We start from the raw sequence: 22,979 nt of genomic DNA on the forward strand, positions 1-22,979 counted from the left end.
GCACCTGGGAGGCTGGCGGCTCCGGGAACGGAGGACGCCGATGCTCTACGAGGCGGTGCACGCCACGGTGCCCCCTGTCGCGAAGCTGCTGTGGCGCCCGCACGTGGAGGGCCTCGACAACATCCCCGCGACCGGCCCGGTCATCGTCGCCAGCAACCACCTGTCGTTCGTCGACAGCGTCGTGATCCCGTTCGTGGTGCCGCGGCGCGTGGCGTTCCTCGCCAAGCAGGACTACTTCACCGGCACCGGCGTGAAGGGCGCGCTCGTGCGCGCGTGGTTCGAGGGCATCGGGATGGTGCCGGTCGACCGCGACGACACGCAGTCGGCGCTCGGCTCGCTCGACGTCGCGCTGGACGTGCTGCGTCGCGGGCTCGCGTTCGGCATCTACCCGGAGGGGTCGCGCTCGCGCGACGGCCGGCTCTACCGCGGCCGCACCGGCGTCGCGCACCTGGCGCTCACGTCGGGTGCACCGGTGGTGCCGGTCGGGCTGGTGGGCACCGACCGGCTCCAGCCGATCGGCACACGCGTTCCCCGGTTCGTGCGCGTCACCGTGCGCTTCGGCGAGCCGATCGACTTCGCCGGCCGGTTCGAGGGCGAGCCGCCGGGACGCGCGCGGCGCCGGGCCACCGACGAGGTGATGGCGGCGATCCAGGCGCTGTCCGGCCAGGAGGCCGCCGGCGTCTACAACGAGCGCTCGGCCGAGGCCTGACGCCCGGGAGCCGACGCGCGCTCAGCCCGCGAGCAGGACGCCCACGTAGACGGCGGCGACCGCCGACAGGCCCGAGAGGGCGCCCCACACCGCGAGGCCGGCCGTGGTGGTGGCCCGGGTGTGCAGCCAGGCGGCGACGCCGGAGAGCAGCACGAGCAGCACCTTCAGCCCGAGCACCGCGTTCCAGGTCGAGGTCGCGTTCGCCTGCTCGGCCGCGACGTTCCACGCGCCCGTGACGAGCAGCACGCCGTACGCCGGCCACGCGATGCGGTTGAACGCGCGCGCCGCGAGGCGGGGCAGCTCGGGGTCGCGGGCGCGCAGCACGGGGACGAGCCCCGCGAGCACGAGCTGGCCGCCGACCCAGATGGTCGCCGAGACGATGTGCAGGAACAGGCGGATGCTGCCGACCCAGTCGATGTCCACCCGGGCATGCTCTCCCACGCGTCGCGGCGGCCGGAGCCGGGGGTGCGGGATGTGCCGCAGGTAACGCCGGGGGCGCCTGCGGCCGGCGCACCTATCCTGGGCGGGCCATGTCCGACGCCGCGCCGCCCGCCTCCGAGCCGACGGCGTCCCCTCCGTCCCCGGCCGAGCTGCGCGCGCGGCTCGACGACGTGATGCTGCGCGACCGCCGGCGGCTCGCGCGACGGCTCGACGGCACGCGCGGGATCCGCGACACGGCGAAGCGCGACGCGACGCTGGCCCGCATCGGTGTCGACGTCGCGGCCGCCGAGGCGCGCGTGGCGGCGCGCCGGGCGTCGGTGCCCGAGATCCGCTACCCGGACCTGCCGGTGAGCGAGCGGCGCGACGACATCGCGGCGGCCGTGCGCGACCACCAGGTCGTGGTCGTCGCGGGCGAGACGGGCAGCGGCAAGACCACGCAGCTGCCGAAGATCCTGCTCGAGCTCGGGCGCGGCATCACCGGCCAGATCGGGCACACCCAGCCCCGCCGGATCGCGGCGCGGTCCGTGGCCGACCGCGTGGCGGAGGAGCTCGGGGTGGAGGTGGGGGAGGCCGTCGGCTACCAGGTGCGCTTCACCGACCACTCGAGCGACCGCACGCTGGTCAAGGTGATGACCGACGGGATCCTGCTCGCGGAGATCCAGGACGACCGCCTGCTCGAGCGCTACGACACGATCGTGATCGACGAGGCGCACGAGCGCAGCCTCACGATCGACTTCCTCCTCGGCTACCTCAAGGAGATCCTGCCCCGGCGCCCGGACCTCAAGGTGGTCGTGACGTCGGCCACCATCGACACCGAGCGCTTCGCGGCGCACTTCGCCGACGCGTCCGGCGTGCCCGCCCCCGTGGTCGAGGTGTCCGGCCGCACCTACCCGGTGGAGGTCCGCTACGAGCCCTACGGCGAGGACGCCGACGACCGCGACCAGGTGCAGGCGATCTGCGACGCCGTCGCGTCGCTGCAGCACGAGGGGCCCGGCGACGTCCTGGTGTTCCTCTCCGGCGAGCGGGAGATCCGCGACACCGCCGACGCGCTGCGCGGCCTCGGGCTTCGCGACACCGAGATCCTCCCGCTCTACGCGCGGCTGTCCGCGCAGGAGCAGCACCGCGTGTTCGAGCCGCACAGCGGCCGGCGGGTGGTGCTCGCCACGAACGTCGCCGAGACCTCGCTCACCGTGCCGGGCATCCGCTACGTCGTCGATCCCGGCACCGCGCGCATCTCGCGGTACTCCGCGCGGCTCAAGGTGCAGCGACTGCCGATCGAGGCGGTGTCGCGGGCGTCGGCCGACCAGCGGGCGGGGCGCTGCGGCCGCGTCGCGCCGGGCATCGCCATCCGGCTCTACTCCGAGGACTCGTTCGAGGCGCGGCCGGAGTTCACCGAGCCCGAGATCCTGCGCACCAACCTGGCCTCGGTCATCCTCCAGATGACCGCGCTCGGGCTCGGCGACGTGGCGCGCTTCCCGTTCGTGGAGCCACCGGACGCGCGGCAGGTGAAGGACGGCGTCGACCTGCTGCGCGAGCTCGGCGCGCTCGACCCCGGGCGCGAGCTGAAGCTCACCGAGGTGGGACGCCGGCTCTCGCGGCTGCCGCTCGACCCTCGGCTCGGTCGCATGGTGCTCGAGGCGGAGAAGCAGGGCGTCGTCGACGAGGTGCTCGTGATCGCCTCCGCGCTCTCGATCCAGGACCCGCGCGAGCGCCCCTCGGACAAGCAGGCGCAGGCCGACCAGCAGCACGCCCGCTTCGTCGACCCGAGCAGCGACTTCCTCGCGTTCCTCGGCCTGTGGCGCTACCTGCGCGAGCAGCAGCGCGCGCTGTCCGGCAACGCGTTCCGCCGCCGGTGCAAGGACGAGTACCTGCACTACCTGCGGGTCCGCGAGTGGCAGGACGTGCACTCCCAGCTGCGTCAGGCCTGCAAGGACCTCGGCATCCCGGTGTCGTCGCGCCGGCCCGGGGAGTCCGCCGCGGACCCGGCCGCGGTGCACCGCTCGCTGCTCGCGGGGCTTCTCTCCCACGTGGGCTCCTACGACACCGCGCGCCGCGACTACCTCGGGGCGCGCGGCGCGCGCTGGTCGGTGCACCCGAGCTCCGCGCTGTCGCGACGTCCACCGGCGTTCGCGGTGGCGGCGGAGCTCGTGGAGACCTCGCGGCTGTTCGGCCGCATCGTGGCGCGGGTCGACCCGCTCGACGTCGAGAAGGTCGCGGGCGACCTGGTGCAGCGCACGTACTCCGAGCCGCGGTGGTCGCAGAAGCGCGGCGCCGTGGTCGCCGATGAGCGCGTGACGCTGCTCGGCGTGCCGCTGGTGGCCGCGCGGCAGGTGCAGTTCTCGCGGATCGACCCGGCGCTGTGCCGCGACCTGTTCATCCGGCACGCCCTCGTCGGCGGCGAGTGGCGCAGCCACCACGCGTTCGTGCGCGACAACGCGCGGCTCGTCGGGGAGGTCGCCGACCTCGAGGACCGGGTGCGCCGGCGCGACCTGCTCGCCGACGACGAGACGCTCGTGGACTTCTTCGACGCCCGGGTGCCTCGCGACGTCACCGACGTGCGCTCGTTCGACCGCTGGTGGAAGACGGCGCGGCGGGACGACCCGCAGCTGCTCACCTACCCGCGCGAGCTGCTGCTGCGCGACGGCTCGGACGACGTCGACTCCGAGTTCCCCCGCGTGTGGTCGTTCGGCTCCTTCGACGCCGACCTGCCGCTGTCCTACGCGTTCGAGCCCGGCAGCCGGGCCGACGGCGTCACGGTCGACGTCCCGGTCGCGCTGCTCCCGCGCCTGCACGACGACGACCTCCTCTGGCAGGTGCCGGGGCGGCGCGAGGAGGTGGTGACGGCGCTCATCCGCGGCCTGCCCAAGGGACTGCGCACCTCGTTCGTGCCCGTGCCCGACACCGCCCGCCGCGTGCTGCCCGAGCTCGACCCGGCCCAGGGCGGGCTGCTGGAGTCCCTGGGCCGCGCGCTGACCCGGCTCACCGGCGTGGTGGTGCCCTACGACGCGTGGTCGCCGTCGTCGCTGCCGGAGCACCTGAGGGTGACCGTGCGCGTGGTCGACGACGAGGGTGCGGAGCTCGGCCGCGGCAAGGACGTCGAGGACCTCCAGGCGCGCCTCGCCCCCGTGGTGGAGGAGGCCGTGTCGCACGTGGCCCGGTGGGCGGAGCAGCCCGGCCTCACCGACTTCCCGGCCGACGGCGTGCGCCGCGTGGTGGAGCAGCAGGTGGGCGAGCACGTCGTGGTGGGCCACCCCGCGCTCGTCGACCGCGGCGACCACGTCGACCTGCGCGTGCTCGTCACGCCGGCGGAGCAGGCGGTCGCCATGCGGGCCGGCGTGCGGCGCTTGCTGCGCCTGGCCGTGCCGCCGCCGCGCAAGTACGTCGTCGGCGTCCTCACCACGCGCGAGAAGCTCGCGCTGGGCCACACCCCGCACGGCTCGGTGCCCGCGCTGGTAGACGACGCCTACGACGCGGTGCTCGACGACGCGGTGCGCCGGGCCGGGGGGCTGCCCTGGGACCGCGCCGCCTACGACGCCGTGCTCGAAGGCCTGCGCGACCGCGCGGGCGACGACCTGCTGCGCGTCGTGCGCTCGGCCGCCGCGTCGCTCGAGCTGGCCACCGAGGCGCGCATGCGCCTGGCGGCGGTGACCTCGCCGAAGCTGATGGCGATGAAGTACGACGTCACCGCGCAGCTCGACGCGCTGCTGCCCGACGGCTTCCTCGCGCTGGCCGGGACGGACCGGCTGGCCGACCTCCAGCGCTACCTGCGGGCGGTGCTGCGCCGGCTCGACACCGCGCCGCAGGACACCGCCCGCGACGCCGTCCGCCAGGCCGAGATCGACGCGGTCACCGCGGACTGGGAGGCCACGCTCGAGGCCCTCGCACCGGCCGAGCGCGACACCGACGACGCGCGCGCGGTGCGCTGGATGATCGAGGAGCTGCGCGTGAACCTGTTCGCGCAGAACCTCGGCACGCGGCACCCCGTGAGCGAGAAGCGCATCCGTCGCTCGCTCGACGCGCTGCTGGCCGGCTGAGCCGCCGTCCCACCCCGTCGCCCGGCGTCCACGTGACGGAACGCTGCGGCGCGTCCGGTCCGGACGGTGCCAGAGTGCGGGCGTGGACGCCGCCCCCGCCGCCGTGCCGGCCCCCGAGCCCTCAGGGCTCGCGCGGGCGCGCGCGCTGCTGCGCGGCTCGCGGACGATCCCGCAGACGCGCTGGACGGCGTCCGCCGTCTGGCGGCCCACGCCCGGCTCGCTGGTGTCGCTGCTCGTGGGGCTGTGGCTGTTCGGCACCGGGGAGGCGCTGCTGCTCACCGCCGACCTCGGCGCCACGCCCTGGACGGTCCTGGCCCAGGGCGTGAGCCTGCGCACGGGGCTGCCCATCGGCACCACCACGCTGCTCGTCGGGCTCGCGGTGCTGCTGCTCTGGATCCCGCTGCGCCAGCGGCCCGGCCTGGGCACCGTGCTGAACATCGTCGTGATCTCCGTGGCGATCCAGGTGATGTACGACCTCGTACCGGCGCCGAGCGCACTGGCGGCGCGGCTCGCGCTGGTGCTGCTGGGCATCGCCTCGATCGGGCTCGGCAGCGGCTTCTACCTCACGGCGGGGCACGGGCCGGGTCCGCGCGACGGCTGGATGACGGGGCTGCACCGGCGCACCGGCCACCCGGTGGGGCGGGTGCGGCTGGCCATCGAGGTGACGGTGCTCGTGGCCGGGTGGCTGCTCGGCGGCACCGTCGGGGTGGGCACCGCGTTGTTCGCCCTGCTCATCGGCCAGTCGGTGGCGCTCGGGCTGGCCGTGGTGCGCCACCTGGCTCCCTCCGCCGCGGGCTGAGCGCGACAGGTCCCTCGTGCCCGGCGGCCGTCCGTACCGGGCCGCGACCCCGCACCTGGGGGTGGGCACCCCTCACCTGGGCTGACTCGTTCGGATGACTCGTGGTCGGACACGCGGGCCGGGGGGCGCGCCGGCCCCGCGGGCTCGCCTACCCTGTGCCGGACACAGGAGTGACGGCGTGCCCGGGCACCGCCCCGATCTCACCGACCGGGACGACCGAGGAGCCCCACGTGCGAGCACGGACCTGGACGGCCGCGCTGTCGGTCACCGCCCTGACGGCGGGCACCCTCGCGGCGACGGGCACCCCGGTGGGCGCGGTGCCGTCCTCGACGCCCTCGCGGCCCGGGCACACCTACATCCTCGGCACCGACGACCCGCACGGGTCCGCGCGCAGCCTGCGCACCGTGCCCGGCCGCCCGCTGGCCCGCCCGAGCGGCGTGTCGTCGTCGGCGTCCCCGGCCGGGATCGCCGCGGCCGTCGTGCGCGAGTACGCGGGCGCGCTGCACGCGCAGGGCGCGACGTTCCGCACCGAGTCGGTGCACCCCGGTGTGGCCGCCGGGCACGTGGTGCGGCTCCAGCAGACCGTGGCCGGGGTGCCCGTGATGGGCGGCGAGGTCGTGGTCGACCTCGACCAGGACGGCAACACCCGCTCGGTGGCCAGCGAGACGCTCACGCAGACGCCGGCCGCCACGAGGGCCGCGGTGCCCGCGTCGCTCGCGACCAGCCGCGCGCTGGCCTCGGTGCGCCTGTCGGCGCACACCGGTGCACTGGTGGCGTCCACGCCGGAGCTCACCGTGTACGACCCGCGCATCTTCGGTGCGCCGGGCCTGCAGCGCTCGAGCCTCGTGTGGAAGCTCGACGTCACCAGCCCCACCGACCCGAGCCTCAAGCACCTCGTGCTCGTCGACGCGCTGCACGGCGTCGTCACCCTCGACGTCGACCAGACCGAGAAGGCCCTCGACCGCCGGGTGTGCGACCAGGGCAACATCCGGTCCGACAACCCGCCGGACTGCACCACACCGGTCCGCTCGGAGAGTGAGGCAGTCGTCGGCTCGCCCGACGACGACATCAACGTCGCCTACGACTACGCCGGGGTCACCTACGACTTCTACTCGCAGGTGCTCGGCCGCGACTCCATCGACGGCGCGGGGCTGCCGATCCGGTCGACCGTGCGCTACTGCGACAACGTCTCCTCGGACCCCTGCCCCAACTACCCGAACGCGTTCTGGGACGGCACCCAGATGTACTACGGCTCGGGCTTCGCCAACGCCGACGACGTGGTGGCGCACGAGCTCACCCACGGGGTGACGCAGTACAACAACAACCTGTACTACTTCTTCCAGTCGGGCGCGATCAACGAGTCGCTCTCGGACATCTTCGGCGAGTACATCGACCAGTGGGACGCCGACAAGTACGCCCGGCACGGCACCGACGGGCCGTCGGTCGACTGGCTCATCGGGGAGGACATCCCCGGCTACCCGTCCGGCTTCCGCAACATGGCCGCGCCGCACCTGTCCGACCAAGGGGCCCAGCCCGAGCGGATGGGTGACCCCTTGTGGGACGTCGAGACAAACACGTACGGGCCGAACTTCGACTCGGGTGGGGTACACGTCAACAGCGGTGTGGGCAACAAGTTCGGCTACCTCATCGGCCGCGACCCCTCGGCGGGGTCGGTGACCTTCACCGGCCAGGCCGTGACCGGCATCGGGATCGAGAAGGCGGCCGAGGTGGTCTACGGCGCCAGCAAGCTGCTCACCAGCGGCGCCGACTACCGCGCGTTCGCCACCGCGCTGCGCGCCTCGTGCTCCGCGCTGGTGGGCTCGTCGTCGGCCACCACGCCCCTCGCCGCGGGCGACTGCGACCAGGTGAACGCGGCGCTGCTCGCGACGCAGATGGACCAGGAGCCGGCGGCGGTCGGGAACCACGACGCCTCGGTGTGCCCGGCGGGAACGGTGACCAACACGGTGTTCTCCGACTCCATGGAGAACCCCAACAGCGGCCGCTGGACGGCCACCGGCAACGGCATGAAGTACTACCAGGGCGTCGTCGGGCCGCTCGTGGTCGCGCCGCTGTGGTACTACGGCAGCGACCCGCTCAACCCCTACGCCGCCCCGCAGGTGTACGCCACCAGCGGCACGGACAACCTGTGGGGCGACGACCCCGACCTCTCCAGCGGGCTCTGGCAGAACACCTACCAGCGCACCACCTACGACGCGCAGATGGCCATGACGCGCGGGGTGAAGCTGCCGCCGGGCGCCAGCTACCTGCGCTTCGAGCACGCCTTCGGCTTCCAGACGAGCGGGACGGCGCTCGGCAACCACGACGGCGGCCGGGTGGAGTACTCCACCGACGGCGGCCGGTCGTGGAAGGACGCCGGGCCGCTCATGGCCGGCGCGGGTGACAACGGCTACGGCTTCAACACCGGCGGCGCCGCCTCCAGCAAGCTGGCGAGCGACAACCCGCTGCACGGGGCCGCGGCGTTCACCCGGCACAGCCAGGGCTACGTCGCCTCGCGGGCGGTGCTCACCAGCCTGGCGGGCAAGACGGTGAAGTTCCGCTTCCGCATCCTGACCAACCGGACCGTCGGCGACTACGGCTGGTTCGTCGACGACGTGAAGATCTACGGCTGCGCCCCGCTGCTCAACCTGTCGACGCCGCCGACGGTCGCGCTCGGCACGACCAACCTCGTGGTCACGCCGAACGACCTGCACCCGACGACCACCTACCGCGTCCGCAAGGCCGCGCCCGGGCTGCCGTTCGGGGCGTGGTCGTCGTCGTACGCGGCTCCCTCCAACGGGATCATCCGCGTGCCGCTCGTCTCCGGCGGCGGCAAGACCTGTGTGGCGGTCACCACCACGGTGCAGCCGAGCGGCCCGAGCAGCTCGGCCACCCGGTGCGTCACGGTGCCCACCGACGACCGCGGCCTGCGGCGTCACGGCTCCTGGGTGTCCGTGACCTCGGCGTCGTCGTACGCACGGACCCTCACCGTCTCGAGGACCAAGGGCGCCTACCTCACGCTGCGCGCAGCCTGGGGCACGCACGTCATCGTGCTGGCCGAGAAGCTGCGCGGCGGAGGCACGATCGGGGTCTACGTCGGCGGCCGGCTGGTGCGCACGACGAGCCTCGCCTCGACGACGACGCGCTACAAGCAGCAGATCGACATCCGCGTGGGACCGACGCACAGCAAGCCGGTGGTGGTGAAGGTGCTGAGCTCCGGTCGCCCCGTCGTCATCGACGGCATCGCGATCCGTCCCTGACGCACGCATCGCGGGGGAGCGGGGCCGTGCGGCCGGCGGGGTGGTCCGGACCGCTGCTGGTCGTCCTCGGCGTCGTGCTGCTCGCCGCGGCGGCCTGGACGACGGGGTCGTCCGCGCTGGCTCGCCTCGCCTGGGCCGCGGGTGCCGCTGCGGTCGTGCTGCTCGCGGGTAGCGCGGTGCTGACCGCCGTGCGCGAGGGGCGCGCGGAGGGGCTCTCGCCGCTCGACAGCCTGCTGCGGCTCTGGTCGTCGTGGCGGTGATGACCGGCCCGGACGCCCGGGCACGACGGGGCAGGCGCTGAGGCTCGGGCCGCCCCGCCGTCCACAGCCTGTGGATGATGAAGTGGCGAAATCCGTTGGGATTGCTAGGGATTGGGGGTTGTGCCTGTCAGTGGTCTCCGATAGCATTCCTACATTCGTTCGAACCCCAGCCGAACCCGTAGGAGGTGCCCGATGACCGCCGTCGACGACCGGGGCACCACCTCTTCCTTCGGCCCGGTGGGTGTGGGCTTTCACCCGGACTGGGACGTGCATGACCCGATTGCGTGGCTGACCGGCGACCCAGGCGCGCTGCTCGTCGTGCTCGACCAGCCGGTGGACGCGACCGATCTGATCCTGCTCGAGCAGGTTGACGTCGAGGCGATCACCGAGCCGGCCGAGCTGATCGACTACCTGTCCGTGGCGACCCGGCTCGAAGCCCGGCTCGCGTCCCTGCGGTTGGCGGCGGAGGCGGCGTTCGCGGTGAAGGCGTGCCCGGACTCGACGAGCGCGCACGCGTCGTACGCGGACGCGGCGGCCGAGCAGGAGGTCGCCTACGCCACCCACAACAGCGTCTACGCCGCGTCGAAGGAGATCGACCGCGCCCGGGCCCTGAAGGAGCTCTTCCCGGGGTTCGGCGCGGCGATGGCTGCGGGTGAGATCACCGAGCGGCACTGCGCGGTCCTCGTGGACCAGACCCGCTACCTCACGGATCCCGAGGTCCTCGCGACGATCGAGACCCAGGCGCTGGAGAAGGCCCGCACCCTGACTGCCTCGGAGCTGCGCAAGTTCCTCGACAAGCTGATCGCGCGGCATGACCCGGACGCGACCGTCCGCGCGCACAAGGCCGTCGCGACCCGGGACGTGTACCGGCAGCCGATCGGCGATGGGATGGCGTTCCTCGGCGTGACCCATCAGGCGCCGGTGATCGACGCGGTGTTCGACGCGATCGCGGCCGCGGGCAAGGCACTGCGCGCGCAGCGCGGCGGCGCCGAGGCCCTGCGCGCCGGGAACGAGGACGCTGCGTCGGGTGCCTGCCGCGCCGACGCGCTCGCTGCTCTCGTGCTCGGTGACCGTGGCGAGGACGGGACGTTGGTCTACGAGTCCTCGCGGACGCAGACCGAGCTGCACGTGGTGATGGACCTCGACACCCTGCGCGGGGAGCGCGACGGACTGGCACTGCTGAACGGCACGCCGATCCCGGCGCAGATCGCGCGGGAGGTCGCCGGCGGCGCGGAGTTCTGGCGCCGGCTGGTGGTGGATCCGGTCGACGGGCACCTGCTCGACTACGGCACCCGCCAGTACCTCCCGGCCGCGCTGCGTGAGCACGTGCTGCACCGCGACCCGGTCTGCCGCCGTCCCGGCTGCACCCGCCGCGCGCAGGAGATGGACCACGCGCTCCCGTTCCCGGAGGGAGCCAGCGACACCGCCAACTGCGGCGGCCTGTGCTCCCGCTGCCACCAGGTCAAGACCGCCGGGCACGCGACCATCGAGGACAGCGCGCCGGACGGATCCGGCACCTGGGTGACCCGATGGCGCCAACGCATCCGCATCCCGGCCCAACCCGTCCTCGAACCACCGCCACGTACGGCGTCTCCCGTCGTGCCGCCCGCTGCTGCATCGGACGTGGGACCGCCGGGTCCGCATGCCGATGACGCGGCGGCCGAGCCCGGCGGCGACGGCCCTGACTGCGGTGCGACCCGCGACGACCCACCCGAGCGCCCGCCGTTCTAGCGCGCCCGCGGCGACCGGACGACGCCATGACCGGCCGTGCGGCCTCCCGTGCCGCCGCCATGGCTGGCCTCCCCTGTGCGAGCCGGTGACGTCGGGTGCGCCGTCGACGTCGCACCCCCGACCGGATCCGGATCGACCGCCGGTGTCAGACCGGGTCGAGATCGCGGGACGACGACGAGGACCCCGGGGCCGATGCGGAGGGGGACGCCGGCGCCGGCGGGGCCGACTCGGCGAAGCGGTCGCGGTAGGCGATGCGCACGCGTTCGCGGTCGGGCTCGGGGAGCTCGCCGCGCTCGCCGGTGGCCAGCACGAGCCCGGCCTGAAGGCGCAGGGCGGCGCGCGCCTCCTCCGACCCCTCGGGCAGAGCGTCGTGCAGCGTCTCGAGGATCTCCAGCAGGTACACCAGCACGGTCGGCTGACCGGTCGCGGCCAGCCGCACCTCGTCGAAGGCCAGGTCGACGACCTCGCGGTGCGTGGGCGCGTGCGAGAGCACGAGCGAGCGGTCGCCGTCCTCGAGCACCCGCGGCGGCGCCGGGCGCACGAGCAGCTCGCGCAGCACTGCCGCCTGGTGGAACAGCGCGTCCTGGGCGGTCGTCGGGTCGTTCACGCCGGGCGAGAGCGCGCGCAGCGCGACGTCGGCGAGCTGCCGGACGCCATAGGTGGGGTCCTGGAGCAGCGTGCGCGTGGGCCCGAGCACCACGGCGTCGCGCACGGCCTCGGCCACGGCCTCGGGGTCGTCGGGCTCGGGCACGACCCGGCCGATCGGCGTGCCGGGCACGGCGTAGCGGCCCGGTGCCGTGGTGACCACGAGGCGGGCGCCGGACGGCAGCGCGGCGAGCAGGCTCGCATGGTCGAGCTGCTGCACCCACCCGTGCCGGACGAAGTCGACGGCGTGCCCCTCGTCGTCGTCGGCCTCGGGCACGGACGACGCACCTGCCGCGAGGGGGTCGAGCGCACCCACCTGCGCGCGAACGGCGCTCAGCGCCTCGAGCGTGACCCGGTGCAGCACCTCCGACACGTCGAGGGCGTGCGCGCTGTGGCTGATGAACGCCACGGTCGAGAGGATCGCGACGACGCCGAGCACGAGCGCCACCATCGTCGCCGCGCTCGGCACCACGGCCTCGCCGCCGGAGCCGACCGGTCCGCGCACCGCCTGGAGCACCACGAGGCTGTAGGTGAAGGTGCCCATGACGACACCCATCGCGCGCCGGTTCGCCGGGTCGCGGAACAGCCCGTGCACCACTCGCGGCGAGTATTGCCCGGACGCCGCCGAGACGAGCAGCAGCGAGACCGAGAACGCGATGCCGGCGAACGCGAGCGTCGCGCTCGCGACCACGGTGAGCACCGCACGGGCGCTGTCGACCGTCGCCGTCAGCCGCTGCGGCACGCCGTCGAGCCTGCCGTCGACGGCGAGCATCAGCTCGGCGAGGACGAAGCCTCCCACCACGAACAGCAGCGGCGTGACGAACAGGCTGCTGCGGACGCGGTCGCGCAACGCCGACCAGCGCAGCACGGACCGCGACGGTGCCGCTCCCATGACCCACCTCCCGCTCGGTGCCGCCCTAACCGTCGGCGGCCGCGCTCAAACCGGGCCGAGGCTGCTGCGACCGCTTCGGGACGTGCCGTCAGCGGGCCGACGGCGTCCCGAACACCTCCTCGATCGCGTCGTCGAGCCGGTCGGCGAACTCGGTCGCGACCTGCGCGAGCAGGCGCGCCTTGCGGACGGCGTTGCGCCGCGCGCCGGCGCTGGAGTCCTCCTCGGCGGAGAAGTCCAGCACCACCGAGCGGCAGTCGGCGATGACCAGGTCGGCGTCGACCCAGCCGCCGGGCCGCACGGTGACCTCGGCGATCACGTGGGCGCCGGCGTGGAAGCCGGGACGGTTGAGGAACGTGCGACGGTAGAACAGGCGGCGGGAACGCCTGCGGGACATGGGAACTCACCTTTCAGGACAGCACGACGGACCGGACGACGACGGACCCGGAGGGTCGGCCGACGTCGCGGCGTGGGTACGTGCGGTCCTGGGTGCTCACCGAGCGAGTGTGACGCCGGTGGCGCGGGACGGCCACGGAGTTCCGGCGACGGCGACGCCGCTCAGAGGTCGCGCAGCGCCAGCTCGGCGGCGTTCCACCCGCACATGCCGTGCACCCCGCCGCCGGGCGGGGTCGACGCGGAGCAGAGGTAGAGCCCGTCGACCGGCGTGCGCCACGGCGACAGCGACGCGACGGGCCGGGTGAGCAGCTGGCGCCAGTCGCCGGCGCCGCCCGCGATGTCGCCGCCGATCTCGTTGGCGTCGTGCGCGTGCAGCGCGGCCGTGTCCAGGGTGCTGCGGGCCAGGATCCGGTCCCGGAACCCCGGCGCCGCGCGCTCCACCACCCGCTCGATCGTCTCGGTCATGTCCACGCGCGACCCGTGCGGCACGTGGCAGTACGCCCAGCCCGTGTGCCGGCCGGCCGGGGCGCGGGTGGGGTCGGCCACCGTCGCCTGGACGAACAGCACGTACGGCTCGTCAGGGTGCTCCCCCTGCGCGATCGCCGCCTCGCTGGCCGCGATGCTGCGCAGCGAGCCGCCCAGGTGCACCGTGGCCGAGCGGCCGACGTCCGGGTCGCGCCAGGGCACGGGACCGTCGAGCGCCCAGTCGACCTTGAACACGCCCGAGCCGTAGCGGAACCGCGCGAGCCGGTCCCGGTAGCGCGGGGGGAACGCACCCCCCGCGACGCGCAGCACCTGTCGCGGGGTGAGGTCCAGCAGCACGGCACGGGCGGGCGGCAGCTCGTCGAGCGAGGAGACCGGCGTCCCCGTGCGCACCTCGCCGCCGAGCGCGGTGATCCGCGCCACGAGCGCGTCGGCGATCGACGCCGAGCCGCCCACGGCCACCGGCCAGCCCACCGCGTGGGCGAGACCGGCGAGCAGCATGGCGTACGCCGTGGTGGCCGCCGCCTCGAGCGGCAGGATCGCGTGCGCTGCGACGCCGGCGAGCAGCGCGCGCGCCGGCTCGTCGCGGAACAGCGCGCGGCCGAGCGGGGCGGCCGGCCAGACGCCGAGCAGTCCGTAGCCGGCCATCGCCACGGGATGGCGGGGCGGCAGCCGCAAGGGGTCGAGGATGCCGTCGACGAGCGCGCCCTCGCCGCGCGCGACTCCGCCCACGAGCCGCCGCCACGCCGCGCCGTCGCGGCCGAGGCCCTCCGCCGTCAGGCCGAGGTCGCGGTGGAGCAGCGCCGTGGTGCCGTCGAGCGGGTGCGCCAGCGGGACCTCGGGGTGGGCGAACGCGAGCCCCTCCCGCGCAAGGTCGAGCGCCCGGAACGCGGGCGACGCCAGCGCGAGAGGGTGCACCGACGAGCACACGTCGTGCCGAAAGCCCGGCAGCGTCAGCTCCTCGGTGCGCAGCCCGCCGCCGTACGTCGGCTGCGCCTCGAGCACCAGGACGCGCAGGCCCGCCTCCGCCAGCCGCGCCGCGGCCACCAGCCCGTTGGGCCCGGAGCCCACGACGACGGCGTCCACGTCGCCGCGCCGCGCCACCGTCCACCGGCCCTGGCTCACCCGCCGACCGTACCCACGTCCGGCGCCGCCGCCACGCTCACGACCGCTCCGCCCACAGCGAGGCGGCCGAGGGCGCCAGCAGGCGGCGCGTCACCGCGAGCAGCTCGGCGCCCACGAGGTCCGGGTCGACCTCGTCGGCCAGCCGCGCCGCGAACGCGTCGACGGCGCGCTGCGCGTCGACCTTCTCGCGGTCGAAGCGCCGGTCGATCACGCGCTGCACGCCGGAGAGCGCGGGCCGCACCACCGCCGCGGCCGTGAGCGTCGCGGCGGCGACGGCGAACTCGCTCGTGACCGGAAGCGCCGTGGACACGGCCGTGACGGTGCCGGCGTACACCGCGAGCACGAGGCCGGTGACGATCGTGTAGGCCACGGTGCGGCTCACCACGCGGTCGAGGCCGTAGAGGCCGTGGCGGAAGACGCCGACGGCGATGCCCAGCGGGAGCATCGTGACCGCGAGCGCCCACACCGGGTCGCCGTGGTAGAGGGTCGGGTAGGGCACCAGGCGTCCGGCCACGATCACCAGCGGCGTGGCGAGCGCGCCGAGCACCGGCCAGGTCACCTGCTTGCGGACCGCGGGGGGCGACTGCCACCACCGCTGCACGAGCGACACCATCGACACCGGCACCATCACCACGGCCCAGCCGAGCCCGACGTGGGTGACCAGGTAGCCGACGTCGTGCAGCGCCGGCACGACGGACACAGCCTGCGGGTAGCCGGGGAGCGGGTCGGTGTCCGGCCGGCCCGGCTCACCCGGATCCGGCCCGGCCAGGAACCCGAACGCCACCGCCGTGACGACCACGGGGACGTACACGCGCAGCAGGGCGCGCCAGAACCGGTTCGAGGCACGGCCGTCGGGAGCCAGGAACAGCATGATCGAGGCCAGGCCCACGACCGAGGTCTGCGCCGCGGCGAACAGGCCGCCGGCCACGGCGACGACGGCGACCGGCCAGCCGTGCGAGGCACCCACCTGGGCCAGCACTCCGCTCGTCCCCTGCACCGCGGCGGCGACCGGGACCAGCAGCATGAGCGGGCCGAGCCGGTTGCCCGGCACGCGCGACGCGATCAGGGCGCCCGCGGCGCCGTACGCCGCGGCGCCCGCCGTCGACTCCAGCCAGAACGGATAGGTCCACGGCTGGCCCGAGTGCCACTGCCACACGACCACGGCGTCCACGCACAGCATCGCCGTCAGCGCGGACAGGTACACCGCCCACGGCCACCGGGCCCTCGGTGCGCGGGCGGTCATCGGTCCGTGGTCCACAGACTGCTCGCCGCCGGCGCGAAGAGCCGCGTCACGACGCCGAGGAGCTGGGCCCGTGCGTGGTCGGGATCCACGTCGTCGGCCAGGCGCGCACCGAACGCGTCCACGGCCCGCTGGGCGTCGACCTTCTCCCGGTTGAAGCGGCGGTCCACCACGCGCCGCACCCGCGAGTGCAGCGGGCGGACGAGCCCGGCGGCGGCCAGGGTGGCCGCGGCCACCACCCACGACGACGATCCGTCGGGCAGCAGGGCCGAGGCCGAGGTGACCACGAGCGCGTAGACGCCCACGACGACCGCCGTGACGACGGTGTAGGCCGCGGTACGGCTGATGATCCGGTCGATGTCGTAGAGGCGGTAGCGCAGCACGGCGACACCGCAGGCCGTGGGCACGAACGCGGCGGCGACGGTGAAGCCCAGCTGCGCCGCGAGGCCGGAGTTCCCCCCGGGCAGCCAGTCGCCGACGAAGAAGAAGACGACGAGGATCGCGGCGGCGAAGCCGAACCAGCGCAGCTGCGCCCGCTCCATGGCGGTGCCGCGACGCGCGCGCACGAACGGTGCGCAGGCAGCGGCGCCCAGGCCCAGCAGCGCGACCCCGGCGCCCACCGCTCCCACCGGCTGCTCGAGCGGTCGCAGCGCGTCCACCCAGGGCGGCGCCCACGGGTTGGCGATCACCACGGACGGGCCGTCCGCCGACGCGTCGATCGTGACCGTGGCCGCGGTGGCGCTCCCGACGACGACCAGCGCCACCGCCACGGTGCCGGTCCAGAGCAGCGGCCGCCAGCGACGCGAGGGCAGCCCGTCCGGGAACAGCAGGAAGGTCAGGAAGGTCATGAGGTAGAGCAGCAGGAACCACAGCGACCCGCCCGCCAGCGCGGCCAGCACGACCCACCGCGGCCAGGCGATGCCGGCGCCGCTGGGGTCGGCGGCGAGGGCCGCCGCCTGCTGGTCGAGCCCTGCTTGCACGGCGGCGTTGCTGGTGCCGACGGCGCTGGCCACGACGGCGACGCCCAGGAACACCCACCCGATGGGGTTGTGCGGACGGCGGTGCGCCACGAGCGCGCCCATCGCGAAGTAGCCCAGCAGCGGGAGCAGCAGCGACGGGTCCTGAAGCCCGCCGGACGCGGGCACCGAGAGCGCCATGCCCAGCACGGTCGCGACCACGAGGACCCACCACACGGCGCGCCGGCCCCCGCTGAGCCGCGCGGTCGCGACCGTGGGCGCCGCGGCGTGGGCGACCGTGCTCATCGGCGGACCATCCCGACCGCGACCGTGCTCGGCGCGAGGAGCCGTCGCGCGACCGCCTCGAGCTGCGCGCGGCCGTGCTCGGGGTCGACGTCGTCCACCAGGCTCGCGCCGAAGGCGTCCACGGCGGCCTGCGCGTCGACCTTCTCGCGGTTGAAGCGCCGGTCGACCCAGCGCTGCACGCGGCGCAGCGCGGGCCGCACCATCGCCGCCGCGGCCAGCGTGGCGGCGGCCACGGCCAGCGACGAGGAGCCCTCCGGCAGCAGGTTCGACGCGGAGGCGACGACGACCGCGTAGACCGCGAGCGCGAGCGCCGTGACGATCGAGTACGACGCCGTGCGGCTGATGATGCGGTCGATGTCGAAGAGCCGGTAGCGCAGGATCGCGATGCCGCAGCCCAGCGGGATGAATGCCGTCGACACGGCGAAGGCGGCGTTGGCTGCGGTGCCGTCCGGGCCCCCGGGGACGAGTACCGGGACGAAGCTCACCAGCAGCATGACGAGGACGAACAGCGCGGCGGAGAACCCGAACCAGCGCAGCTGCGCGCGCTCCACGACAGACGCCCTGCGGACCCGCACGAAGGGTGCGGCCACAGCCCCCACGAGGCACGCGACCACGGCCAGCGGGAGCAGCACTCCCATGGCGCCGCTCGTCGGGTCGACCGTCGAGGTCCACGCGGGCGAGATCGGGTTGGCCAGCAGCACCGGCACCGCACGGGTGCCGTCGCTGATGTCGATCGTGGGCTTGAGCGTCAGGGCGGACACGACGACGACCAGCACGGTCGTGCCCGCGGCGAGCAGCGGACGCCACCGCCGCGACGGAAGGCCCGAGGGGAACATCAGGCAGATCAGGAACGGCATCAGGTAGAGCATCACGAACCACGCCGTCGACCAGAACAGCGCCAGCGGCACCACCCACCACGGCCAGACGACGCTGCCCCCCGTGGGGTCGAGCGCCAGCGCGTCGGACTGCTGGCGCAGGGCCAGCTGGAGCAGCGACCTGGTCGCGGCGTCCAGGGAGCTCAGCGTGGCCACGGCCAGGAAGATCCAGCCCACCGGGTTCTCCGGGCGACGCCGCGCCACGACGGCGCCCACGGCGAGGCAGGCGACGGTGGGGATCATCAACGAGGCGCCGCGCAGGTCGAACGCCGCGGGCAGCGCCACGAGGGTCGACACGGCCGTCACCGCCACAGCCGCCCACCACGTCCACGCGGCCCTGCCGCGGACCGCGGCGCTCACGACGCCGCCCCCTTGACCCACAGGGCGGCGCTGCTCGAGCCGAACGCCTGCCGGGTGAGCTGCAGCAGCTCGAGCTCGGCCCGCTCGGGGTCGACCTCGTCGACCAGCCGGCTGCCGTACTCCTCGACGGTGCGCTGCGCGTCGACCTTCTCGCGGTTGAAGCGGCGGTCCACCCAGCGCTGCACCCGTGTGAGCAGCGGCCGCACCACGGCGGCCGCCGCCAGGGTGGCCGCCGCGACGGCGAGCGACGAGGACCCCTCGGGCAGCAGGCGCGTCGCGGACGTGACGACGGCGGCGTACACGCCGACGACGACGGCGGTGACGATGGCGTAGGCAGCGGTGCGGCTGATGATCCGGTCGATGTCGTAGAGGTGGTAGCGCACCACCGCGAGACCGCACGCCAGCGGGATGAACGAGAACGCCGCGACCATGACGAGGTTGGCGAGCTGGCCGTCGCCACCGCCCGGAAGCGCGTTGGTGCCGAACATCGCGACGACGAACAGCGCGGCCGCGTACGCGAACCAGCGCAGCTGCGCCCGCTCGGTCGCGCCGGCCCGGCGCGCGCGCACGAACGGGGCCGACACCGAGCCGATGAGCAGGACGGTCACGATCACCCCGCCCACCGCGCCGAACACGTCCGAGCGCCCGGCGAGCGCCGACATCCACGACGGCGAGAGCGGGTTCGGCGTCGTGACGTGCACGTCGGCGGAGTAGTCGTCGAGCTGCAGCGTCGGCCAGAGGAGGGTCACGAGCACGATCACGCCGGTGAGCGCGGTGCCGAGCCGCAGGAACCAGCGCCAGCGCGGCGACGGCAGGCCCGAGGGGTAGAGCAGGAAGGTCACGAAGGTCATCAGGTACAGCTGGACGTACCACGACCAGGTGAGGAAGGACGCGGCGACGAGGGTCCACCAGTGCCAGCCGACGCCGGCCCCGGTCGGGTCGCCCGCCAGCTGCGCGGCGTGCTCGTCGAGGCCGAGGATGACGAACGTGTTCGCGCCGCCGACGAGCCCGGACAGCGCCGCGAGCCCGAGGAAGATCCAGCCGATCGGGCTCTCGGGCCTCCGGTAGGCCACGACGGCGCCCACGAGCAGGTAGGCCAGCACGGCGGCCCCGAAGGCGGAGTTCTGCAGCGCGTGCACCGCGGGGATCCCCACGACCGCACCGCTGACGGCCAGCACCACCAGGGTCCACCAGCACGCGCGGACCAGGCGCGGGCGCCCAGGAAGCCGCGCGAGGTCGCCGGACGGGGCCGTCATGGGCGCCCGGTGGCAGGCAGGGGCCGGCGGCGCACGGCTCAGGCCGCCCTCGTCCCACGGAACGGGGAGGTCGCGGAGTGCCAGGCCGAGCGCATGCCGGAGTTGTGCCGCACGTTGCGCCAGTTGCGCCAGAGCCGTCGGCGGTCGACGCACGTCGTCGTCTCCCACACCGGGACGTCCGCGACGCCGTGGTCCTTCGCGAGGTTGCGCAGGGTGGCGGACCAGAACGCGTCCTCCTTGCGCTTCATGACCGGCCAGCCGAGCTCGTAGAGCGGGTCGCTGGTGCGGATGAGGATCTGCACCTCGGCGACCGTCGTGCCGGCGTCGCTCCGCTCGGACTCGAAGGTGATCCAGCCCGCGAACATGTGGCCCTCGGGGCACATGAAGGTGAACGACGTGTCGTCCATGTAGAGCACCATGATCCCCGTCGACACCGTCAGCCCGGGGGCGCCGCTGGCGATCGCGATGGGCGAGACGACCCCCGGGCGCAGCCCGGTGAGCGCCACGTGGAAGGTGGCTCCGTCCGGCCAGTACGTGGGGAACCGCTGCTTCCAGTCCGCCACCACCTGCTCCGGTGTCACGGCGTCGCCGAGGTCGACGGCGTACCGGCGCTGCCAGAGGCGCCCGAACCCCTGCTGCGCGCCGGCCAGGCGCCGGCCGGCGACGTTGAACCCTGCCGCGGCGAGCTCGTCGCTCACCTCGAGCCGCTCGACCTTCGCGGCCCAGTTGCTCTCGTCCCTGCTGCTCATGACGACCTCGTGTTCACAGCGCCGCGATCGCGGCGTCCTCGTCGGGGTGCAGGCTGATCGCCTCGTCGAGGCGGGTCAGCTCGAAGATCTGGCGGTAGTGCGGGGTGAGGCCGCACGCGGCCAGCCGCTGCTTGTTCCGGTTGGCGCGCACCAGGAGCGTCACGAGCATCCCGATGCCGCCGCTGTTCATGTAGTCGAGGCCGGCGAAGTTGAGCACGATGCCCGTCGTGCCCCCGGTGCTCGCCTCCTCGTAGGCTTCGGCGAGCACGTCGTCGCAGTGCGACGTGACCTCGCCGCCGATGTCGATCACCGCGACGTGCGAGCGTTCGTGCCGCACGGTCATGGTCGCGACGGGTGTGGGCATGGGTCCCCCCTCGGGACGGTCGGACGGTCAGGACGGCGTCGCACCCGCGAGCGCGGCGGGCGTGTCGGGGAACACGGCGATGAAGTCGGACAGCCGGGTGATGGAGAAGATGTGCTGGTAGTGCTCCGAGAGCCCGGTGGCCAGCACCGAGCGCCCGTGCGCGCGGGCGCGCCCGAGGATCCCGACGATCAGGGCGATGCCCGTGGAGTTGATGTAGTCGACGTCGTGGAAGTCGAGCAGCACGGAGCCGGCGCCGGTGGCGTCGACGTCGTCGTACGCGGCGTTGAGCGCGTCGAGCGCGGAGCGGTCGACCTGGCCCGACAGCGACATGACCGCCACCGGCGGCTCGCCCTCCACGTGGACGGGGTAGCGGGACATCACGCACTCTCCTCGAGATCGAGCCTGAGCCGGACCGTGTGCCGGGAGCCGTCGACCTCGTGCTCGACGGCGTCGACCATGTGGTCGATGAGGAACAGGCCCCAGCCGCGCGGCGTCTGGAGACCCGCGAGCTTGAGCTCGAGGTCCGGCTCCTCGGTGCGGGTGCCCGGTGCCGCGCCGCCCGCGTCGCTCACGAGCACCTCGACGGACGTCGCCGTCCGGCGCACGACGACGTCGACGAGCAGCCGCGCGTCGAGGCCGTTGCCGTGCTCGATGCCGTTCATCGCGGTCTCCGCGACGGCGGTCGACAGCCGCGAGCGCTGGTCGTCGGTGAGCGGCACGTCCTCGAGGGCGGCCTCGAGCCGGCGCACCGCCTCGCGCTCGTTGCCGGCCTCGCTGCGGACGCTGAACCGGGCCAGCTCGACCGCGTCGTCGGCGGCGTCGCCGTAGCCGGCGCCCTCCGAGCGCTCGAGGGCGACCATCGTGATGTCGTCCTCCTGCTCGACGCCCGGCCCGGTGAACCGGGCCAGCTCGCTCACGCACAGGTCGGCGAGCTCGGCGGCGGACCTCGCGCGTCCCACGACGTCGCGGGTGCGGCCGAAGCCGAACATCTCGCCGTCGCCGTCGTGCTGCTCGGTGAGGCCGTCGCTGTAGAGCAGCACCTGCTCGCCCGGCGCGACCGTCGCGGTCTCCTCGTCGTAGCGCAGGCCCGGCATCAGTCCGAGCGGCATGCCGGTGGCCCGCAGCTCGCGCACGGTGCCGTCGGTGGCGCGCACGTAGGGCAGGTTGTGGCCGGCGTTGGCGAACTGCACGGTGCCGGTGCGCGCGTCGATCACGAGCACGAGGCAGGTGACGAACATGTGCGCCGGGATGTCCGCGCACAGCAGGTCGTTCACGCGCGAGAGGACCTCGGACGGCGACGACAGGCGCGACCCGGTCTCGCGCAGCAGGGCGTGGGTGCTGGCCATCACGAGCGCCGCGGGGACGCCCTTGTCGGTGACGTCGCCGACGACGATCATCACGCGGCCGTCGGGCATCGTGATGAAGTCGTAGAAGTCGCCGCCCACCGTGCGGGCCGGGCGGTAGAAGGCGGCCACGTGCCACGTGGGGAGGTCGGGCAGGTTCTCGGGCAGGAACTGCTGCTGGATCAGCTGCGCGACCTTGAGCTCCTGGTCGATGCGCTCCCGCTCGCGGGCCTCGACCTCCTGCTGCCGCACGAGCTGGCCGAGGCGCAGCGCCGGGGCGGCGTAGCGGGCGAGGCTCTCCAGCAGCTGCCGGTCGTCCTTGCTGTAGCCGCGCTCGGACAGCCGCGGCCCGAGCTGGAGCAGGCCCACGAGCTCGCCGTTGGTGACGAGCGGGACCACCAGCACCACTCCGGCCTCGCGCATGCGGTCCACCGCCGGCGAGTCGAGCGTGAGCGAGTCCAGCTCGACGGCGTGCGGCGCGCCGGCGAAGTAGGCGATCACGGGGTCGTTGGGCGCGATGTCGACCGGCTCGTCCACGACCGCGGCGAGGTCGGCCATCGCCGGGGCCGGAGCCTCGGAGCCGGAGCGGCGCCAGCGGGAGCGTCGGCGCGGGCGGCGCTCGGACGCCGCGGCGTCCGGCTCGCTCTGGTCGGCCCGGGCGACGGACGGGCCCAGCGCGGTCGAGCTGGCCATCGGCACCTCCCCCTCGGGCCCGGACTCCCCGGACCACGACGATGCTGCGCCGGCGCCGTTCCGGGATC

At 74.4% G+C, this 22,979-nt stretch carries 18 protein-coding genes; 6 read left to right on the plus strand and 12 right to left on the minus strand.

What is annotated here, in order from left to right; genetic code table 11:
• Positions 1-40 precede the first annotated feature (40 nt).
• A complete protein-coding gene (locus GC157_10250; GenBank protein ID MBI1377847.1) occupies positions 41-709 on the plus strand; it encodes a 1-acyl-sn-glycerol-3-phosphate acyltransferase in 669 nt (222 codons plus the stop codon).
• A 21-nt stretch (positions 710-730) separates the two neighbouring features.
• On the opposite strand, the gene GC157_10255 is transcribed toward GC157_10250, so the two are convergent.
• Positions 731-1,132: a hypothetical protein gene (locus GC157_10255; GenBank protein ID MBI1377848.1), complete on the minus strand. Its 402-nt coding sequence runs from the start codon at positions 1,130-1,132 to the stop codon at positions 731-733.
• Between the two features lie 107 nt (positions 1,133-1,239).
• On the opposite strand from GC157_10255, the gene hrpA reads away from it, so the two are divergent.
• The 5 genes from hrpA (at position 1,240) to GC157_10280 (ending at position 11,231) form a co-directional block, all read left to right on the plus strand.
• The gene (gene hrpA / locus GC157_10260; protein MBI1377849.1) at positions 1,240-5,184 is read left to right on the plus strand and encodes an ATP-dependent RNA helicase HrpA; all 3,945 of its coding nucleotides are present in this window, start codon (positions 1,240-1,242) and stop codon (positions 5,182-5,184) included.
• Between the two features lie 103 nt (positions 5,185-5,287).
• Positions 5,288-5,983 carry a hypothetical protein gene (locus tag GC157_10265; GenBank protein MBI1377850.1) on the plus strand — a complete coding sequence of 232 codons (696 nt, stop codon included), beginning with the start codon at positions 5,288-5,290 and terminating at the stop codon, positions 5,981-5,983.
• Between the two features lie 101 nt (positions 5,984-6,084).
• Entirely contained in the window at positions 6,085-9,240 is a 3,156-nt protein-coding gene (locus GC157_10270; GenBank protein MBI1377851.1) for a hypothetical protein, read from the plus strand.
• 26 nt (positions 9,241-9,266) lie between these two features.
• Positions 9,267-9,500 carry a hypothetical protein gene (locus tag GC157_10275; GenBank protein ID MBI1377852.1) on the plus strand — a complete coding sequence of 78 codons (234 nt, stop codon included), beginning with the start codon at positions 9,267-9,269 and terminating at the stop codon, positions 9,498-9,500.
• A 192-nt stretch (positions 9,501-9,692) separates the two neighbouring features.
• A complete protein-coding gene (locus GC157_10280; GenBank protein ID MBI1377853.1) occupies positions 9,693-11,231 on the plus strand; it encodes a DUF222 domain-containing protein in 1,539 nt (512 codons plus the stop codon).
• A gap of 145 nt (positions 11,232-11,376) precedes the next feature.
• Here GC157_10280 and GC157_10285 read toward each other — a convergent pair whose 3' ends face one another.
• The 11 genes from GC157_10285 to GC157_10335 form a co-directional block, all read right to left on the minus strand.
• Positions 11,377-12,768: a DUF2254 domain-containing protein gene (locus GC157_10285; protein ID MBI1377854.1), complete on the minus strand. Its 1,392-nt coding sequence runs from the start codon at positions 12,766-12,768 to the stop codon at positions 11,377-11,379.
• Positions 12,769-12,856: 88 nt separating this feature from the next.
• On the minus strand, positions 12,857-13,162 hold the full coding sequence (locus tag GC157_10290; GenBank protein ID MBI1377855.1) for a hypothetical protein: 306 nt from the start codon (positions 13,160-13,162) through the stop codon (positions 12,857-12,859).
• 161 nt (positions 13,163-13,323) lie between these two features.
• Positions 13,324-14,748, minus strand: coding sequence for an FAD-dependent oxidoreductase (locus tag GC157_10295; GenBank protein MBI1377856.1), 1,425 nt, complete (start codon positions 14,746-14,748; stop codon positions 13,324-13,326).
• Between the two features lie 58 nt (positions 14,749-14,806).
• Positions 14,807-16,012, minus strand: coding sequence for a hypothetical protein (locus GC157_10300; GenBank protein MBI1377857.1), 1,206 nt, complete (start codon positions 16,010-16,012; stop codon positions 14,807-14,809).
• Entirely contained in the window at positions 16,009-17,271 is a 1,263-nt protein-coding gene (locus GC157_10305; protein MBI1377858.1) for a hypothetical protein, read from the minus strand. The genes GC157_10300 and GC157_10305 overlap by 4 nt, the downstream gene beginning before the upstream one ends.
• Entirely contained in the window at positions 17,268-18,506 is a 1,239-nt protein-coding gene (locus tag GC157_10310) for a hypothetical protein (GenBank protein MBI1377859.1), read from the minus strand. Before GC157_10310 ends, GC157_10305 begins: the two co-directional genes overlap by 4 nt.
• Complete coding sequence (locus tag GC157_10315; GenBank protein MBI1377860.1) at positions 18,503-19,762, minus strand: hypothetical protein; 1,260 nt, start codon at positions 19,760-19,762, stop codon at positions 18,503-18,505. The genes GC157_10310 and GC157_10315 overlap by 4 nt, the downstream gene beginning before the upstream one ends.
• A 38-nt stretch (positions 19,763-19,800) precedes the next feature.
• Positions 19,801-20,511, minus strand: coding sequence for a hypothetical protein (locus GC157_10320; protein MBI1377861.1), 711 nt, complete (start codon positions 20,509-20,511; stop codon positions 19,801-19,803).
• 13 nt (positions 20,512-20,524) lie between these two features.
• The gene (locus tag GC157_10325; GenBank protein ID MBI1377862.1) at positions 20,525-20,875 is read right to left on the minus strand and encodes an anti-sigma factor antagonist; all 351 of its coding nucleotides are present in this window, start codon (positions 20,873-20,875) and stop codon (positions 20,525-20,527) included.
• A 27-nt stretch (positions 20,876-20,902) separates the two neighbouring features.
• Complete coding sequence (locus tag GC157_10330) at positions 20,903-21,253, minus strand: STAS domain-containing protein (protein ID MBI1377863.1); 351 nt, start codon at positions 21,251-21,253, stop codon at positions 20,903-20,905.
• Entirely contained in the window at positions 21,253-22,911 is a 1,659-nt protein-coding gene (locus GC157_10335) for a SpoIIE family protein phosphatase (GenBank protein MBI1377864.1), read from the minus strand. Before GC157_10335 ends, GC157_10330 begins: the two co-directional genes overlap by 1 nt.
• Positions 22,912-22,979 lie beyond the last annotated feature (68 nt).

Source organism: Frankiales bacterium, from assembly GCA_016125335.1.
Taxonomy (GTDB): domain Bacteria; phylum Actinomycetota; class Actinomycetes; order S36-B12; family CAIYMF01; genus Longivirga.

What these genes read in the sequence shown, in the direction of transcription:
- GC157_10315 (MBI1377860.1), bottom strand. Translation starts at nt 19,762, where the DNA reads ATGACGGCCCCGTCCGGCGACCTCGCGCGGCTTCCTGGGCGCCCGCGC.
- GC157_10320 (MBI1377861.1), bottom strand. Translation starts at nt 20,511, where the DNA reads ATGAGCAGCAGGGACGAGAGCAACTGGGCCGCGAAGGTCGAGCGGCTC.
- GC157_10280 (MBI1377853.1), top strand. Translation starts at nt 9,693, where the DNA reads ATGACCGCCGTCGACGACCGGGGCACCACCTCTTCCTTCGGCCCGGTG.
- GC157_10325 (MBI1377862.1), bottom strand. Translation starts at nt 20,875, where the DNA reads ATGCCCACACCCGTCGCGACCATGACCGTGCGGCACGAACGCTCGCAC.
- GC157_10300 (MBI1377857.1), bottom strand. Translation starts at nt 16,012, where the DNA reads ATGACCGCCCGCGCACCGAGGGCCCGGTGGCCGTGGGCGGTGTACCTG.
- GC157_10285 (MBI1377854.1), bottom strand. Translation starts at nt 12,768, where the DNA reads ATGGGAGCGGCACCGTCGCGGTCCGTGCTGCGCTGGTCGGCGTTGCGC.
- GC157_10290 (MBI1377855.1), bottom strand. Translation starts at nt 13,162, where the DNA reads ATGTCCCGCAGGCGTTCCCGCCGCCTGTTCTACCGTCGCACGTTCCTC.
- GC157_10305 (MBI1377858.1), bottom strand. Translation starts at nt 17,271, where the DNA reads ATGAGCACGGTCGCCCACGCCGCGGCGCCCACGGTCGCGACCGCGCGG.
- hrpA (MBI1377849.1), top strand. Translation starts at nt 1,240, where the DNA reads ATGTCCGACGCCGCGCCGCCCGCCTCCGAGCCGACGGCGTCCCCTCCG.
- GC157_10330 (MBI1377863.1), bottom strand. Translation starts at nt 21,253, where the DNA reads ATGTCCCGCTACCCCGTCCACGTGGAGGGCGAGCCGCCGGTGGCGGTC.
- GC157_10250 (MBI1377847.1), top strand. Translation starts at nt 41, where the DNA reads ATGCTCTACGAGGCGGTGCACGCCACGGTGCCCCCTGTCGCGAAGCTG.
- GC157_10335 (MBI1377864.1), bottom strand. Translation starts at nt 22,911, where the DNA reads ATGGCCAGCTCGACCGCGCTGGGCCCGTCCGTCGCCCGGGCCGACCAG.